General features: G+C 67.1%; 16 protein-coding genes. 8 read left to right on the top strand and 8 right to left on the bottom strand.

The genetic code is table 11. The annotated features are described in order from the left end of the window. Positions 1 to 20 precede the first annotated feature (20 nt). Positions 21 to 326 (top strand): ubiquitin-like small modifier protein 1, encoded by a 306-nt coding sequence (locus AC6I6S_RS11900; RefSeq protein ID WP_497951477.1) that lies wholly within the window; start codon positions 21 to 23, stop codon positions 324 to 326. Here AC6I6S_RS11900 and AC6I6S_RS11905 read toward each other — a convergent pair. The 4 genes from AC6I6S_RS11905 to AC6I6S_RS11920 form a co-directional block, all read right to left on the bottom strand. Beyond that, positions 310 to 1,389: a zinc-dependent alcohol dehydrogenase family protein gene (locus AC6I6S_RS11905; RefSeq protein ID WP_497950349.1), complete on the bottom strand. Its 1,080-nt coding sequence runs from the start codon at positions 1,387 to 1,389 to the stop codon at positions 310 to 312. The genes AC6I6S_RS11900 and AC6I6S_RS11905 overlap by 17 nt on opposite strands. A 61-nt stretch (positions 1,390 to 1,450) precedes the next feature. Then, the gene (locus tag AC6I6S_RS11910) at positions 1,451 to 2,365 is read right to left on the bottom strand and encodes a GNAT family N-acetyltransferase (RefSeq protein WP_497950350.1); all 915 of its coding nucleotides are present in this window, start codon (positions 2,363 to 2,365) and stop codon (positions 1,451 to 1,453) included. A gap of 1 nt (position 2,366) precedes the next feature. After that, the gene (gene gatD, locus AC6I6S_RS11915) at positions 2,367 to 3,617 is read right to left on the bottom strand and encodes a Glu-tRNA(Gln) amidotransferase subunit GatD (RefSeq protein ID WP_497950352.1); all 1,251 of its coding nucleotides are present in this window, start codon (positions 3,615 to 3,617) and stop codon (positions 2,367 to 2,369) included. Positions 3,618 to 3,668: 51 nt separating this feature from the next. After that, a complete protein-coding gene (locus AC6I6S_RS11920) occupies positions 3,669 to 3,869 on the bottom strand; it encodes a hypothetical protein (protein WP_497950353.1) in 201 nt (66 codons plus the stop codon). Positions 3,870 to 3,981: 112 nt separating this feature from the next. Here AC6I6S_RS11920 and AC6I6S_RS11925 point away from each other — a divergent pair, with 112 nt between their 5' ends. Next, positions 3,982 to 4,560 (top strand): DUF8526 domain-containing protein, encoded by a 579-nt coding sequence (locus AC6I6S_RS11925; protein WP_497950354.1) that lies wholly within the window; start codon positions 3,982 to 3,984, stop codon positions 4,558 to 4,560. Here AC6I6S_RS11925 and AC6I6S_RS11930 read toward each other — a convergent pair. Further along, on the bottom strand, positions 4,557 to 5,216 hold the full coding sequence (locus AC6I6S_RS11930) for an ArsR/SmtB family transcription factor (protein WP_497950356.1): 660 nt from the start codon (positions 5,214 to 5,216) through the stop codon (positions 4,557 to 4,559). The two genes, AC6I6S_RS11925 and AC6I6S_RS11930, sit on opposite strands and share 4 nt — an antisense overlap. A gap of 143 nt (positions 5,217 to 5,359) precedes the next feature. Then, positions 5,360 to 6,118 carry a hypothetical protein gene (locus AC6I6S_RS11935; RefSeq protein ID WP_497950357.1) on the bottom strand — a complete coding sequence of 253 codons (759 nt, stop codon included), beginning with the start codon at positions 6,116 to 6,118 and terminating at the stop codon, positions 5,360 to 5,362. 376 nt (positions 6,119 to 6,494) lie between these two features. Between AC6I6S_RS11935 and AC6I6S_RS11940 the strand changes: the two genes are divergently transcribed. The 4 genes from AC6I6S_RS11940 to AC6I6S_RS11955 all read left to right on the top strand — a co-directional run bounded on the left by AC6I6S_RS11940 (position 6,495) and on the right by AC6I6S_RS11955 (position 9,915). Further along, complete coding sequence (locus AC6I6S_RS11940) at positions 6,495 to 6,881, top strand: DUF5802 family protein (RefSeq protein ID WP_497950358.1); 387 nt, start codon at positions 6,495 to 6,497, stop codon at positions 6,879 to 6,881. 29 nt (positions 6,882 to 6,910) lie between these two features. Next, entirely contained in the window at positions 6,911 to 7,804 is an 894-nt protein-coding gene (locus AC6I6S_RS11945; protein ID WP_497950360.1) for a Vms1/Ankzf1 family peptidyl-tRNA hydrolase, read from the top strand. 63 nt (positions 7,805 to 7,867) lie between these two features. Then, positions 7,868 to 8,878: an N-acetyltransferase DgcN family protein gene (locus AC6I6S_RS11950; RefSeq protein WP_497950361.1), complete on the top strand. Its 1,011-nt coding sequence runs from the start codon at positions 7,868 to 7,870 to the stop codon at positions 8,876 to 8,878. Next, a complete protein-coding gene (locus AC6I6S_RS11955) occupies positions 8,875 to 9,915 on the top strand; it encodes a dipeptide epimerase (protein WP_497950363.1) in 1,041 nt (346 codons plus the stop codon). Before AC6I6S_RS11950 ends, AC6I6S_RS11955 begins: the two co-directional genes overlap by 4 nt. Positions 9,916 to 9,974: 59 nt before the next feature. Here the strand turns inward: AC6I6S_RS11955 and AC6I6S_RS11960 are convergent, their stop codons facing one another. Then, complete coding sequence (locus AC6I6S_RS11960) at positions 9,975 to 11,054, bottom strand: DUF7972 family membrane protein (protein ID WP_497950365.1); 1,080 nt, start codon at positions 11,052 to 11,054, stop codon at positions 9,975 to 9,977. Between the two features lie 148 nt (positions 11,055 to 11,202). Here AC6I6S_RS11960 and AC6I6S_RS11965 point away from each other — a divergent pair, with 148 nt between their 5' ends. Further along, entirely contained in the window at positions 11,203 to 11,703 is a 501-nt protein-coding gene (locus tag AC6I6S_RS11965) for an FxLYD domain-containing protein (protein ID WP_497950367.1), read from the top strand. Positions 11,704 to 11,748: 45 nt separating this feature from the next. On the opposite strand, the gene AC6I6S_RS11970 is transcribed toward AC6I6S_RS11965, so the two are convergent. After that, positions 11,749 to 12,321: a cupredoxin domain-containing protein gene (locus AC6I6S_RS11970; protein ID WP_497950369.1), complete on the bottom strand. Its 573-nt coding sequence runs from the start codon at positions 12,319 to 12,321 to the stop codon at positions 11,749 to 11,751. A 140-nt stretch (positions 12,322 to 12,461) separates the two neighbouring features. Between AC6I6S_RS11970 and AC6I6S_RS11975 the strand changes: the two genes are divergently transcribed. After that, the gene (locus AC6I6S_RS11975; RefSeq protein ID WP_497950371.1) at positions 12,462 to 13,037 is read left to right on the top strand and encodes an HPP family protein; all 576 of its coding nucleotides are present in this window, start codon (positions 12,462 to 12,464) and stop codon (positions 13,035 to 13,037) included. The last annotated feature ends 26 nt before the right edge of the window (positions 13,038 to 13,063 follow it).

Here is a 13,063-nt window from a genome sequence, read left to right on the forward strand (position 1 = left end):
TGCGGCGGGCGCGGGTAGCGCTGCCCATGGAGTGGAAGCTGTTCGCCGACCTCGCCGAACACGCCGGCGACCGCCACGTTACCGTCGACGTCGACCCCGGCGAGACGGTCGGAGACGCCCTCGAGGCGCTGCTCGAGGACCGGTCCGCCCTTCGAAACCGGGTGCTCGACGAGGAGGGAGAGTTGCGCTCGCAGATCAACGTTCTACGAAACGGCAAGGACGTGGGGAGCCAGGAGCAGGGTCTCGAGACCGAACTCGAGGCGGGCGACGAACTGGCGCTGTTCCCGCCGGTCAGCGGCGGGGCGGTCGCTACGAAAACTCGGTGACGACCTCGAACCCGCGAGTCTCGTACTCGCTCATCGCCGCCAGTCGGTCGGAGACGTCCGCGAGTCCCACCCGACGGGTGACGAGCGCGTCGGGCTCGAGCGCGCCGGACTCGAGCATTCGAAGTAACTCGTCGTAGCGCGACGGCGGCATGCCCCGCGAACCGAGAACGGAGACGTCCCAGCGGGTGATCTCGTCGATCGGGAGGGCGACCTCGCCGCGCTCGACACCGGTCGTCAGCCCCAGTTGCACGTGGGTACCGCGGGGGCGCAGGCAGTCGACGCTGTTGCGACAGGTTTCGGCGCGCCCGAGACAGTCGAGGGAGACGTGTGCGCCCCCGACTCTGCCCTCGTTGGTGATCGCCTCGATCGCCGCTGGCACGTCCTCGTCGGCGCCGTTCACCGTTTCGTCGGCACCAACGTCGGCGGCCAGCTCGAGCGGCTCCTCTCGAACGTCGACCGCGATCACGCGAGCGCCGAGGGCACTCGCGATCTGGACGGCTGCGAGGCCGAGGCCGCCGCAGCCGTGGACGGCGACCCAGTCGCCTCCCCGGAGATCGGTCCGGTGGGCCAGCGCGTGAAACGCCGTCACGTACCGGCAGCCGAGTGCGGCGACGGCCGCCGGGTCGACGCCGTCGGGGAGGTGAACCGCGTTGAACTCGGCGTGCGGGACGTGAACCCGCTCTGCGAACGCGCCCGGAACCGCGGGCTCGAAGCCGAGGGCGTAGCCGTCGGTACAGACGTTGCCGTGGCCGTTTCGGCAGTAGTGGCAGGTGCCGTCGCCGAGGTTGAACGGCACCGCGACCCGATCGCCGGGTGCCAGCCGGGCGGGGTCCACCCGCTCGCCGACCTCGCGCACCCGTCCGGCCGGTTCGTGGCCGAGGATCTGACCGAGGGGGACCCGGTCGTCGGCCCACTCGCCGTGGCCCTGCCAGACGTGCCAGTCGCTGCGGCAGATCCCGCAGGCCTCGACTTCGATCACCGCGCCGTCAGGGGCCGGTTCGGGCGGCGTTACCTCCTCGATCGAGAGCGGGTCGCCGTAGGACTCGAGGATCGCTGCGCGCATACGGTTCCCTCTCGGGGACTGAAGGTAACTGTTCGTGCGAGAGAGAAGTCGTCCGGGATCGTTACCGCTGGGTCAGGTCGATACCGAGCACGAAGTCCGGTTCCTCGGAGATGTCGCCCGCGGCCAGCGAGGCGTCGCTGACCCAGCGAGCCGTCTCGGGGATGAGGACCCGAATCCGGTCTGCCCCGAGCCCCGCGGCGTCCCGGCTCATCGCCGCAAACAGCGAGCGGGCCGACTCGAGGTCGTCCCAGGCGCCGACGCCGTACTCGACCCAGCGGACGGCCTCGCCGTCGTCTCCGGTCCGATCGTACTCGCGGGTGCGGTAGCCCATCCCTGAGACGCCGGCCTCACCCTCGACGGCGAAGACGGCCGTCTCGTCGGCCACCGCCGCGAGCGTTTCGCGGGTGAGTTCGCACGTCGCCCAGCTTTCCTCGGGCGAGAGCGCGAGTCCGCGGAGGTGATCGCGGGCCGGGCTGTCGATCCAGGAGCGCCAGGCCGCCGCGGGATCGTTCGAGACGGGCAGCGGCCCCTCGGCGTCGGCGCCCGGTTCGGGATGCGCCCAGCGGAACTCGGTGACGGGCTCGAAGCCCGCCGCCCGCGAGGCGCCCAGGGCGGCCACGTTCCAGGAGAAGACCATGATCCGGCCGACGGTCGCGCCGCGCTCGCGGGCCCACTCGAAGCAGGCCTCGTTGAGTTTGCGGCTGACGCCCTGGCGGCGGTAGTCGGCGTTGACCCGCATCCCCTGAAACCAGGCCTCGTCGGGCGAGAGCATCACCGCCTGGACGATGCCCGCGAGTTCGTCGCCCGCGTCGGCCACGAACGTCCGTTTTCCCGTCTCGCCCTCGTCCTCGAGCCAGTCGTGGTAGACGCGGTGGAGGTAGTCGCCGCCGCGGTCGGCCCAGATGGTCTCGGTGAACGCCTTCACTCCCTCGTAGTCGTCGGGGGTGGCCTGGCGGATCTCGATTCCGACCGACATCTCACACCCAGGGCCGCGAGCGGTCCTGAATCTCGCCGGCCAGCGAGGTCGACATCGCCTCCTCGACGTTCTCGGCGTTCGCGAGCGCCCACATCAGTTTGACTTTCGCGGTTCCGGGGAGAGTGTCCTCGCCCTCGAGGACGCCCGCCTCGAGCAGGTCGCGGCCGGTGTCGTACACCCGGTCGCAGACCCGACCGGAGAGACATTGACTCGTCATCACGATCGTCGTCCCGTTCGCGACCAGTTCCTCGACTCGCGGGATCAGGTCGGTGTGGACGTGGCCGAGGCCGGTTCCCTCGAGCACGAGGCCGGCTTTCCCCTCGACCGCGTCGAGGAAGGCGGGGTCCATCCCCGGCGTGAACTTCAGGAGTTCGACGTCGCCCTCGAGATCGGACTCGAGTGCGAGTTCGCTCTCGTCTCGCCGTCGGTATTCCCGGCGGAACGACACCTCGCCGGAATCGTAGTCGACCTCGCCCAGCGGCTCCGCGCCGACGGTTTCGAAGGCGTCTCGCCGGGAGGTGTGGTTCTTGCGGACGCGGGTGCCGCGGTGGAGCGCGCAGACGTCGTCGGACTCGCTCGCGTGCATACAGACGAGCACCTCCGCACAGTCGCTTTTCGCGGCCTCAACGGCGCAGACGGCGTTCATCACGTTGTCCGAGGAGGGCCGGTCGGCCGAGCGCTGGCTCCCTGTGAAGACGATGGGGACCGGCGTCTCGAGCATAAAGGAAAGGGCGGCGGCCGAGTACTGCATCGTGTCGGTGCCGTGCATGACGACGACGCCGTCGGCGCCGGCTTCGATCTCCTCGGCCACCGCGTCGGCGAGGTCCTGCCAGATCGGCGGCTCCATGTTCTCGGAGAGGATGTTCGCGACGACTCGGCCGCGGTAGTTCGCCCGTCCGGCGAGGTCTGGCACCGCGCGAAGGACGTCCTCGGCGTCGAACTGGGCCGTGACGGCGCCGGTGCGATAGTCGACCGTCGAGGCGATGGTGCCGCCGGTCGAGATGAGCGCGATCGTGGGGAGCTCGTCGTCGAACTCGACCGCAGAGCCGCTCTCGTCGGCCCCTGCGCCGTCGATCTCGTAGACGGTCTCCGCGAGCACCTCGAGGGAGACGTCGTCGCGGTCGACGCCGACGTTGTAGCCCCCCTCGAGTTTCACCACGAGGTGGTCGTCCGTGCTCGAGGGCAGCAACACGCCCTCGTAGGAGCGGTCCGCGCCCTCGAGACGGACGCGATCTCCGGGGTTCGCTGTCATGCGCTCCGGTTGCGCGCGGGCGGACTTGAAAGCACGCTTTCGGGCCGACGGTCAGCCACTGATCAGGCCGAACAGCGCGACGAGCAGCCCCAGCGTAATCGCGACGCCAGCGAGCAGTGCCGTCAGCAGTCGGATGTACCCGGCAACCCCGTCGGGAATCTCGGCCCGTGGAAGGAGATTCCGAGTGGCGTACAGGATCCCGACTGCGAGGAGGACGACGCTGATCCCGACGACGATCGCTCCGACGTTCATTGCCGGGTACGTACGGGCGGAGCGCGCAAAAGGGGAGGGGATCCCCGGCCGGCCCCACCGATCCGGTTAGTACGCCGAAAGGACCATGGGGGTCGCCCCCCTCGACTCGAGTATGAGCGATCGTTCGGAGGAGGCCACGACCACTCGAGAGCCGGGGTCGACCGACGCCCTCCTCGATGAGACGGATCGACTGCTCTCGGAGCCCGAATCGGGCCGAGAGTCCCGGCCGTCGCCGGCGACGGCCGAGGAGTCGACAGCCGAACAGTCGACGGCCGGGTTCGGCGCTCGGCTCCGGTCGCGACTCCCCGGGAACGGCGCCGGATCCTCCCTGTCCGACCGGCGTTCCCTGACGGAGTACTTCTCCCCGAAGGCGTTTCTCGCGCTCGCCGCCGCGTTCGGCGTCGGCCTGTTCGCGGGCGATCTCGTCGTGCCGCTAGCTGGCGGTCCACTCGGCGTGTTTTCGATCGCGTTTCTCGTCGGGCTGGTGGCCTCGAAGCGGCGCTACCTCGAGACCTCCCTCGCCGGTATCGCAGCCGGGGGCGTCGCGACGGTGTTCAACCACCTGATCCTCACGTTCGCCGGCTCGGGATGGGCCGTCTTCGTCGCCGGAGCGGCGATCGGTCTACTCGCGTCGCTCGTCGGCTACTACTTCGGCCGGGATCTCAGAGACGGGCTCTCGCGAGAGATTTAGGCGCCCGTCGCGAGCTCCCAGCCCCGTTCGGTTCGCGTTACGATCCCCTCGTCGGCCATGGTCTCGAGCAGGTCGGCGACGATCTCCCGTGGTGCATCGATGTCGCGACTGAGCGCCGTCACTCCCTTCGGCTCCTCGCGGACTTTTGCGAGAAGATCGGCGTAAATTCGGCTCTCGGGGCCGGTACCGACTGTTTCTGAGATCTGGTCGAGAACGTCACACAGCCGTCCCTGGACCCACCGCTGGGCCAGCGAGAGTTCGTTTTCGAGCTGTTCCATCCGCTCGAGCGTTTCCAACAGCTCGTCGAGTCCGTCCGTCTCGTCGTAGCTGACGTCGAGCGAGAGGTGTCGACAGGTGGTGATATCGAAGCTGTTGTTCGACGGGTAGGCGCTCTTGCTCGCGAACCCGTAGGGCGAGACGTTCACCTCGAGGCGGACGTTCCGGGCGATATGGAAGTACTTGCGGCGCTGGTCGTCGGTTCGACTCTCGATCAGTCCGGCGTCCTCGAGTTTTCGGAGGTGTTCGATGACCGCCTTTGGACTGACACTGAGATACTCAGATATCTCCGTGACGTAACAGGGTTTGCGTGCCAGTAACCGCAGAATTCGTCGCCGGTTTTCGTTCCCGAGTAGATCCAGCAACGCAGCGGAGTCCATCTATCCGACGTTAGTGATGAGTGCTGAAAAGGGTGTCTGCTCGCTCGTTCGCTGCGGCGGGCTCATAGGGTTGGCTGTAGTCTCTTACCGGTGATCGCATACTCGTGCCGCCGATCACCGGTACACAGTTACAGCCGACCCTATCAGTCGTCCTCCCCGTCGTCCGTCTCGTTACCGGCGTCGTCGTTCTCCTCGAGATCGGCGTCATCGTCCCCCGATTCGACCCCGAGACCGTCGTCGTCGAGACTGACGCCGTCGTCCGCATCGGGTTCGCTGCTATCGGGCGAGTCGTCGGTACCGGGCTGGCCGGGAGCGTCGTCGGTCTGTCCAGGCGGGGTCACCCCCTCGTCGAACGAGAACTCAACACCGATCAGCCCGCTGGCACGCTCTGCGACCTCGCCGTTCGCGAACGCTCCGATGCTCGCCCGGAGATCGACGAACGTCTCCGAGGCGACACCGTACTCGTTCGCCCGCAGTTCCGTCTGCTCGACTGCCTGCTGGAGGGCGCTGATCTGGACCGTCAGCCGAGTCATACGGGCGTCGTAGGCGACGGGGTTCATCTCGTCTTTACGCTCCTCGAGCTGGCTGTGTTCCTCCTCGAGGGACTCGAGGCGCTGTTCCAGGTGGGAGGTTCGGTCCGAAACCACGTCGGCTCGACGCTCGTCGTCGGCGTTCTCGTAGGCCGCGTCGAACATCCGCGTCTCCACTTCGTTATCGGTGGCGGCGGCGCTCGTCTGCATGAACTCCGAGACTTCGGCGCCCATCGACGTTTCTTCGTCCTGGTCGCTTTCGTTCGTCTGGTCGCCGAAACCGATCGGGATGGCTGCACCGCCGACGGAGGCGACGGTGAGCCCGAAAACGGCGACCACCACGACGAACGTCGTGGCGCGAATCGTACTCATTACTCACCTGCTACCGACGAACGTCGTAAAAAGGCAGACCTTCGTTCGGATCGTTTAGCACTTCGGTTCGACCGTTCAGATCCGTTTGAAGCGTTCACACCCCGCTCCCGTCGCCGGGTTCGGCGGATTGCGGTGCCGACAAACAGTCTTCTCTTCCCGAAAATCAGGAGTGAGAATCGGCCGAACCGGCTGCGAAACGAACGGCGATTGGGGAGGCGATAGCGAGTGAAACGGTCGGTTTCGAATGTGATAATCGGGGCGCGTTCCGATCGTCCTCGGTGATTCGGCGGGTGAATCCCGTGTAAACGTTGCCCGCGTCTATCGGGTTGTTGAAGACAGAATAGTTATGGTACTCTGTGACGTGGTTTCATACACCATGTTCGAAGTCTTTTCGAACAGCTACTATCTCGGTCGACTCTACGTCGCCCCGACCGATGGCCCCCACGCGGTGATACAGCGCGAACAACACGAACGCATCAACGAAGAGGTGTACACCACCGGTGAAGGGGTCGAACGCCTCGACGAGCCGCTGGTGATGAAACTCGAGTCGGGGCACTTCCCGGTTCACGGGGACGAATCGATCCCCGCAAACACCCTCGCCGTTCCCGACTCGATCCTCGAGGGAACCCGAATACGGAACCCGCCCACGCTGCGGGAGGTGTTTCTCGCTCGCCGCGAGCGAGCGAAACAACTGCTCGAGTTCGCCGGCGGCTGGGAGCCTCCCGAAGACGCCCTCGACGACTATCGCAACGCCGGAACCTAGAAGTAACCCCCGCGTCACGTTTCCGGTCGATGATCGACGAGCTGCTCGGCCGCGCCTCGCTCAAGGAGCGAGTCGCCGACCTCGAGGAGGAAAACGAGCGACTGCGCAACAGGTACGAGGCCGAGTCCGATCGCCGGTCCGACGCGGTGACCGCGAGACAGGAGGCCGAGGAGCGCCAGAACCGCCTCGAGGATCGGATCGCACAGCTCGAGGGGGAACTCGAGCGCCAGGAGGACGACGACTGTCGCCTCGAGTTCCGCCGGCACGAACGCCTCCGCGGAACGCGGTTGTCGGAGGTACTCGACCGCCTCGAGTCGTATCGAACCGGTCCGGAGGGGGCACTGACGGCAGCCGTTCGCGAGGAGGTACCCGACGAACTCGCGGAGGCGCTCGGCGAGCGAGCCGCGCTTCTCGAGGACGCCGGCCCCCGTCTCGTTTGCACTGACGACGCGGGCCTCCTCGCCGTCGCCCTGGCGCCCCCGCTGACGCCCGAGATCGAAGCCGCCTGGCGCGACCGGTTCGAACTCGAGCGCGAGTGGTTCGTCCCGACCGGGCGCCACGCGCTGGCCCTCGTTCGAGCGGATCTGTTCGCGCTCGGGATCTACGAGGACGACGAACGCGTCGAGTACCGTGGGTTCGAGAGCGACGTGAAGGGGAGCCACTCCAAGGGTGGGTTCTCCCAGGCCCGGTTCGAGCGCATCCGCGACGACCAGATCGACGACCATCTCGAGCGCTGCCGGGAGGCGATCGCGGAGTACGACGGCGACCGGCTGTACCTGGTCGGCCAGCGCGGCGTCGTCGACACGTTAGCTGAAGCGGTCGATCCCGCGGCGACCGCGGCCGTCGACGCGACCGGTGCGCCGAAATCCGCGCTCGAAGACGCGACCCGATCGTTCTGGACGGCTGACCTTTCGGTGTTCTAACCGGGGGCGGACAACGCTTCCGGTGCGTTTACCCTTAAGTGCCCACCCTGCTATGGGCAGATTATGAGTATCGCGATCCTCGCCCACGAACGGTTTCCGACCGGCGCCAAAACCGCACTCGGCGTGCTTAGATACGGTGAATACGACGTTCAGGCAGTTCTCGACCGTGAGTCTGCCGGAAAGCGGGTCTCCGACTTCGTGTCGGACGTCCAGGATGCGCCCATCGTCGCCGGCATGGACGAGGTCGGCGAGGTCGACGCGCTGCTGATCGGCATCGCACCGATCGGCGGCGGCTTCGAGGACAGTTGGCGCGATGACGTTCGGACCGCCCTCGAGCGCGGCTGTGACGTTATCTCGGGGCTGCACTACTTCCTCGAGGAGGACGAGGAGCTCGCCGCACTCGCCGCCGAGAACGGCTGCGAACTCCGCGACGTTCGCAAGCCGCCGGAGGACCTGACCGTGAGCCAGGGGATCGCCGGCGAGGTCGACGCCGAGGTAATTCTCACCGTCGGCACCGACTGCTCGGTCGGCAAGATGACCGTCTCGATGGAACTCGCCCGCGCGGCGAACGAGGCCGGCCACGACGCCGCCGTGATTCCGACCGGCCAGACCGGGATCATGATCGAGGGCTGGGGGACCCCCATCGACCGGGTTATCAGCGACTTTACCGCGGGCGCGGTCGAAGAGATGATCCTGGAGAAGGGCGACGAGCACGACTACCTCTTCGTCGAGGGACAGGGCAGCATCGTCCACCCCGCCTACTCCGCCGTGACCTGTGGCATTCTCCACGGGGCGATGGCCGACACGCTCGTGCTCTGCCACGAGGCCGGAAAGGAACAGATCCACGGCTACGAGTCGGTCCCGCTCCCGCCGATCGAGACCTACGTCGATCTCTACGAGGGACTCGCCGAGCCGGTCCACCCGGCCCGGGTCTACGCGGGTGCGCTCAACACCTACGGGCTGGACGAGGAGGAGGCCCGGGCGGCCGTCGACGAGTACGAGGCGGCGCTCGGCGCTCCCGCGACCGATCCGGTTCGCTACGGCTCGGAGAAGCTCCTGGAGGCGATCCTGTGACCCTCGAGACCTCCTTCGAGCGCGTCTCGCTTCCTCTCGAGTACCCGTTCACGATCTCTCGGGGCACCCAGACCGAGGCCGAGGTCGTCACCGTCGAGATCGAGGACGAGGCGGGGAACGTGGGAATCGGCGGCGCCGGCCCCTCCGCCCACTACGGCGAAACCGCGGCCACGGTCGAGGCCGTCATGCCGGATCTGCTTTCGGTCGTCGAAGAGGTCGACGACCCCCATCAACTCGAGCGGGTCGAACGGCGAATGCGGGAGACGATCGAGCGCAACCCGGCCGCCCGCTGTGCGGTGAGCATCGCCTTGCACGACCTCGTCGCCACGAAACTCGGAGTACCGCTGTACCGTTACTGGGGGCTCGATCCCACCGAGACCGTCGAGTCCTCCTACACGATCGGCATCGACGACACGGCGACAATGCGCGCAAAGACCGAGGAGGCCGTCGACAGGGGGTACGGCACCCTGAAGGTCAAACTCGGCACCGATCGCGACGAAGAAATTATTCGTACCATCCGCGACGTCGCTCCCGACGCCCGTCTCTACGTCGACGCCAACGAGGCGTGGACTCCGCGAGAGGCGGTGCGGACCATCGATCGACTCGCCCAGTACGACCTCGAGTTCGTCGAACAGCCGGTTCCCGCGGAGAATCCCGAGGGGCTGCGCTACGTCTACGAGCGCGCTGCGCTCCCGATCGCCGCCGACGAGTCCTGTATCACCCTCGAGGACATCCCGCGGATCGCCGACCGCTGTGACATCGCGAACCTCAAACTGATGAAGTGCGGGGGCCTGCGCGAGGCGCTGCGGATGATCCACGCCGCGCGAGCCCACGGCCTGCAGGTCATGTGCGGCTGTATGTCCGAGTCGAACGCCTCGATCGCGGGGGCGGCCCACCTCGCGCCGCTGCTCGACTACGCCGACCTCGACGGCTCGCTCCTGCTCGCCGAGGACGTCTACGACGGCGTCGCGATGCCCGGCGGCCGGATCGACCTCGCCGGCCTCGAGCGCGAGGGGACCGGCGCGGTCCCCGAGTGAACGGCTGAACCGCGATCGCGCTCGTTTCGGCCCGGAGCCCCGTGGGGACGCCTGTCTGACTACTCCGACCCGCTCGAGGCCGGACGCGAGCCGTCGTCGCCGCCGTACTCGACGTCGAACGGCCCCTCCTCGGGATCCTTCTGTGGCACCATCGGACCGGTCGACGCCGTGCGACGCGTCAGCGTCGCGGTTCGAAGGATAAACGCGGTCAGTAACGCCAGCGGTGAGATGATGACCGCGATGAGAGCGCTGACGACGAACGGCAGGTAGATGATGCTGATCGAGGGGCCGGTGATGTCGCCGTAGATGAACCCGATGAGCATCGCGGAGAGGATCGCTGGCACGCCGCAGTAGATCGTCAGCTGCGAGAATCGGGTGAGCTCTCGCTGCAGGTACGTCGTTTTGAAGTGTTCCCGCGCTACGTCGAGCATTTCTAACGCGTCGATAAGATTCTCGAGCGATTCGTAGGCCTCCTCGGACAGCTCGTCGCCGTGGCGCTCACGGAGGTGCTTGGCGACGTACAGGTGCCAGGACTCGTCGTAGCTGATCGTCGCCGAGACGGTGCTGAACGTTCCGAACGTCGACTCCTTCAGCACCCTGTCGATGTGTTCGGTGCTCTCCGTGACGCCCTCGACGTACTGCTGGATCGGCTCCCTGACGTCGTCATCGTGATCCTCGACGGCCGCTTCCAAAGAGGTGGCCCGGTCGTAGATCGCCGCCACGAGGAGCTCGAGGAGTCGCGTCGGCGACGCCGGACTCGCCGGGACTGACGAGACGTCCGCCACCTCTTCTCGGAAGGAGAGCACCCCTTTGAGTTGCTCTCTGGCTTCCCCGGCGGCGGTGAACTCCCGCGAGAGGATGAGCTGGTTGATCGAGACGACCAGCGTCACCAGCGAGAACGTGCCGGCGATCATGCCGCCGGCCAGCCGGGTGATCGAATCGTCGTTGACAAACGAGATGACCCCCAGTTCGCCGAGGCCGAGAAAGAGGAAAAACGTCGCAACCGAGATCACCGTCGCGACGAACAGTCGATCGGCTTTGACCAGTACCCAGTCCTGAACCCGAGAGAGCAGCGCCGGCTGTCCGCCGACGGTCGCCCCGTACGACCGCAACCCGCTATCGTCGTCGGACGAACTCATATTCCAACTTCGACGTATCCCGCAATAAGACCGGGCATTGCATACGTCAACCGCCGGACACGGCAGGGTTCAAACTGATATGTGTTCGCCGCATCGGTCCACGTATGTCCGGTACTGGTAACCGTTCTCGTCCGCCCTTTCGGTGGCGATGACCCGGCGCGAACTGTCCGGCCGTCGGCGCGTCCTCGGCCTACTCGCGACGGGAGTGGCCGCGGCTGCGGCCGGCTGTAGCGACGTCGTCGGCGACAATGCCCCGACGTACGAGGGGGGTGCTGCCGTCGAAGACGCCGACGGCGAGGAACGCTCGGCCGAGGAGATGGTTGCGGCGGAAGCGCTCGCCGAGCAGGAGGTCAACGAGGGCGTCACGGAGCTCGACGCCCTCTCGCTCGTCGAACACGAGTTCGTCCTCGAGGACGACTTCCGAGGACCGACCGTGCAGGGAACCGTGGAGAACGTCGGCGACGACCGAATCCAACTGCTCGAGGTCCGCGTCCGGGTGTACAACGACGACGGCGAACTCCTGGGTCGGTACCTGGACGTCGGCGGCGACCTCGACGCGGGCGATCGCTGGGCGTTCGAGGTCGTCCTCCTCGAGGCCCCGGCCGAGATCGATCGCTACGAGATCGCCGTCCTCGGAACGCCGGCCTGACCGCTCACCCCGTATCCGACGGGTTTCGGGCGCAGCACTCGGCTCTCAGGGAACGAACCCGGAATCGTCGTGTTCTTCCTCCAGCATCGAACGCACCCGCTCGTTGCGCTCCTCGAGCGCCGCAACCGCTTCCTCGGGGAGGTCGTCGTCCGGCGGCTCGAGCGCCGGCTCTTCGTCGGGGTCGGGCCAGGCGACGACGACGGTTCCGACCATCCCGCGCTCTTCGTGGCGCGTACAGGCGTAGTCGTAGACGCCCTCGACGTCGAAGACGCGGTCGAAGGTCTCACCGTCGGACAGCGGACCGCTCCCCCACGGATCGGCATCGTCGGGAATCCGTTGTTGTTCGCCGTGCGTCGCCGGGTGGTACGCGGTCGCATCGTGGTCGGCGCCCTCGGCGACCCACTCGATCGTTCCCCCCTCGACGAGGTGGACGACCGGCGGATCGATGCGGGGGTCGTCCGTGCCACCCTCCAGTCGGACTTCGACGTACGTCTCCGGATCGCCCAGGTAGGGGTCGTCCACCCCGGGATCGTCCTCGAGACAGCCTGCGGTGCCGGTTACGAGGAGAGCGGCACCGGTCCCTAGCAGTCCTCGACGGGTCGCCCGCGGTCCGTTCATCGGGTGATAGTTCACCGCCCTGCCGAAAAAGCACGCGGTCCAGCGCCGTCCGGTCGCCCACCGGCTCGTCCGTTCGGATCGGCGGACAGTCCTCGCAGTGGGAGCGCTTTTGTCGGTACGCGGTGTCGTCTCCGGCACGCTTGCCAGACTCCGACCATACCGACGGGGATTCCGACCGCGGGCTCGACCTCAAAGACGAGTACAGCGCGACGGTCAACGTCTTCTTGCACTTCTCCGTCCTCGGGCTGATCACGCTGGTGACCGGTCGTCCGTTTCTGTTTCCGAGCCTGGGGCCGTCGGCGTACCTGATGGCGACCGGCGAGCAGCCCAGGGCGCAAGGCGCCTACCACGTCATCGGCGGCCACGCGGTGGCGGTCGCCGCCGGGCTGATCGCGTACGCCCTCGTCGGCAACGAGGTCAGCGCGTACGTCGTGTTCGACCGGCCCGACATCGCGTTCAGCTGGGAACTCATCTACCTCTGGGCGAGCGCGACGCTCGCGATGATGCTGACGACGACCACGATGTTGCTGACGAAGACGAACCACGCCGCCGCGTGCGCGACGACGCTGATCATCGCGCTCGGCCTGATGGGCGGCCTCGAGGACGCCCTCATCATCGTCGTCGCCGTCGCCATCCTCTGGTACTTCCACGACCGGGTCATCTCGCCGCTGGCCGCCCGCTACGGGTTCAAGCCGCGCGATGCGAGGGGGGAGTGAGCGTCCCGTAACGCGGGGCCGTCAGC

The sequence above is a fragment of the Natrononativus sp. DTA114 genome, from assembly GCF_059736515.1.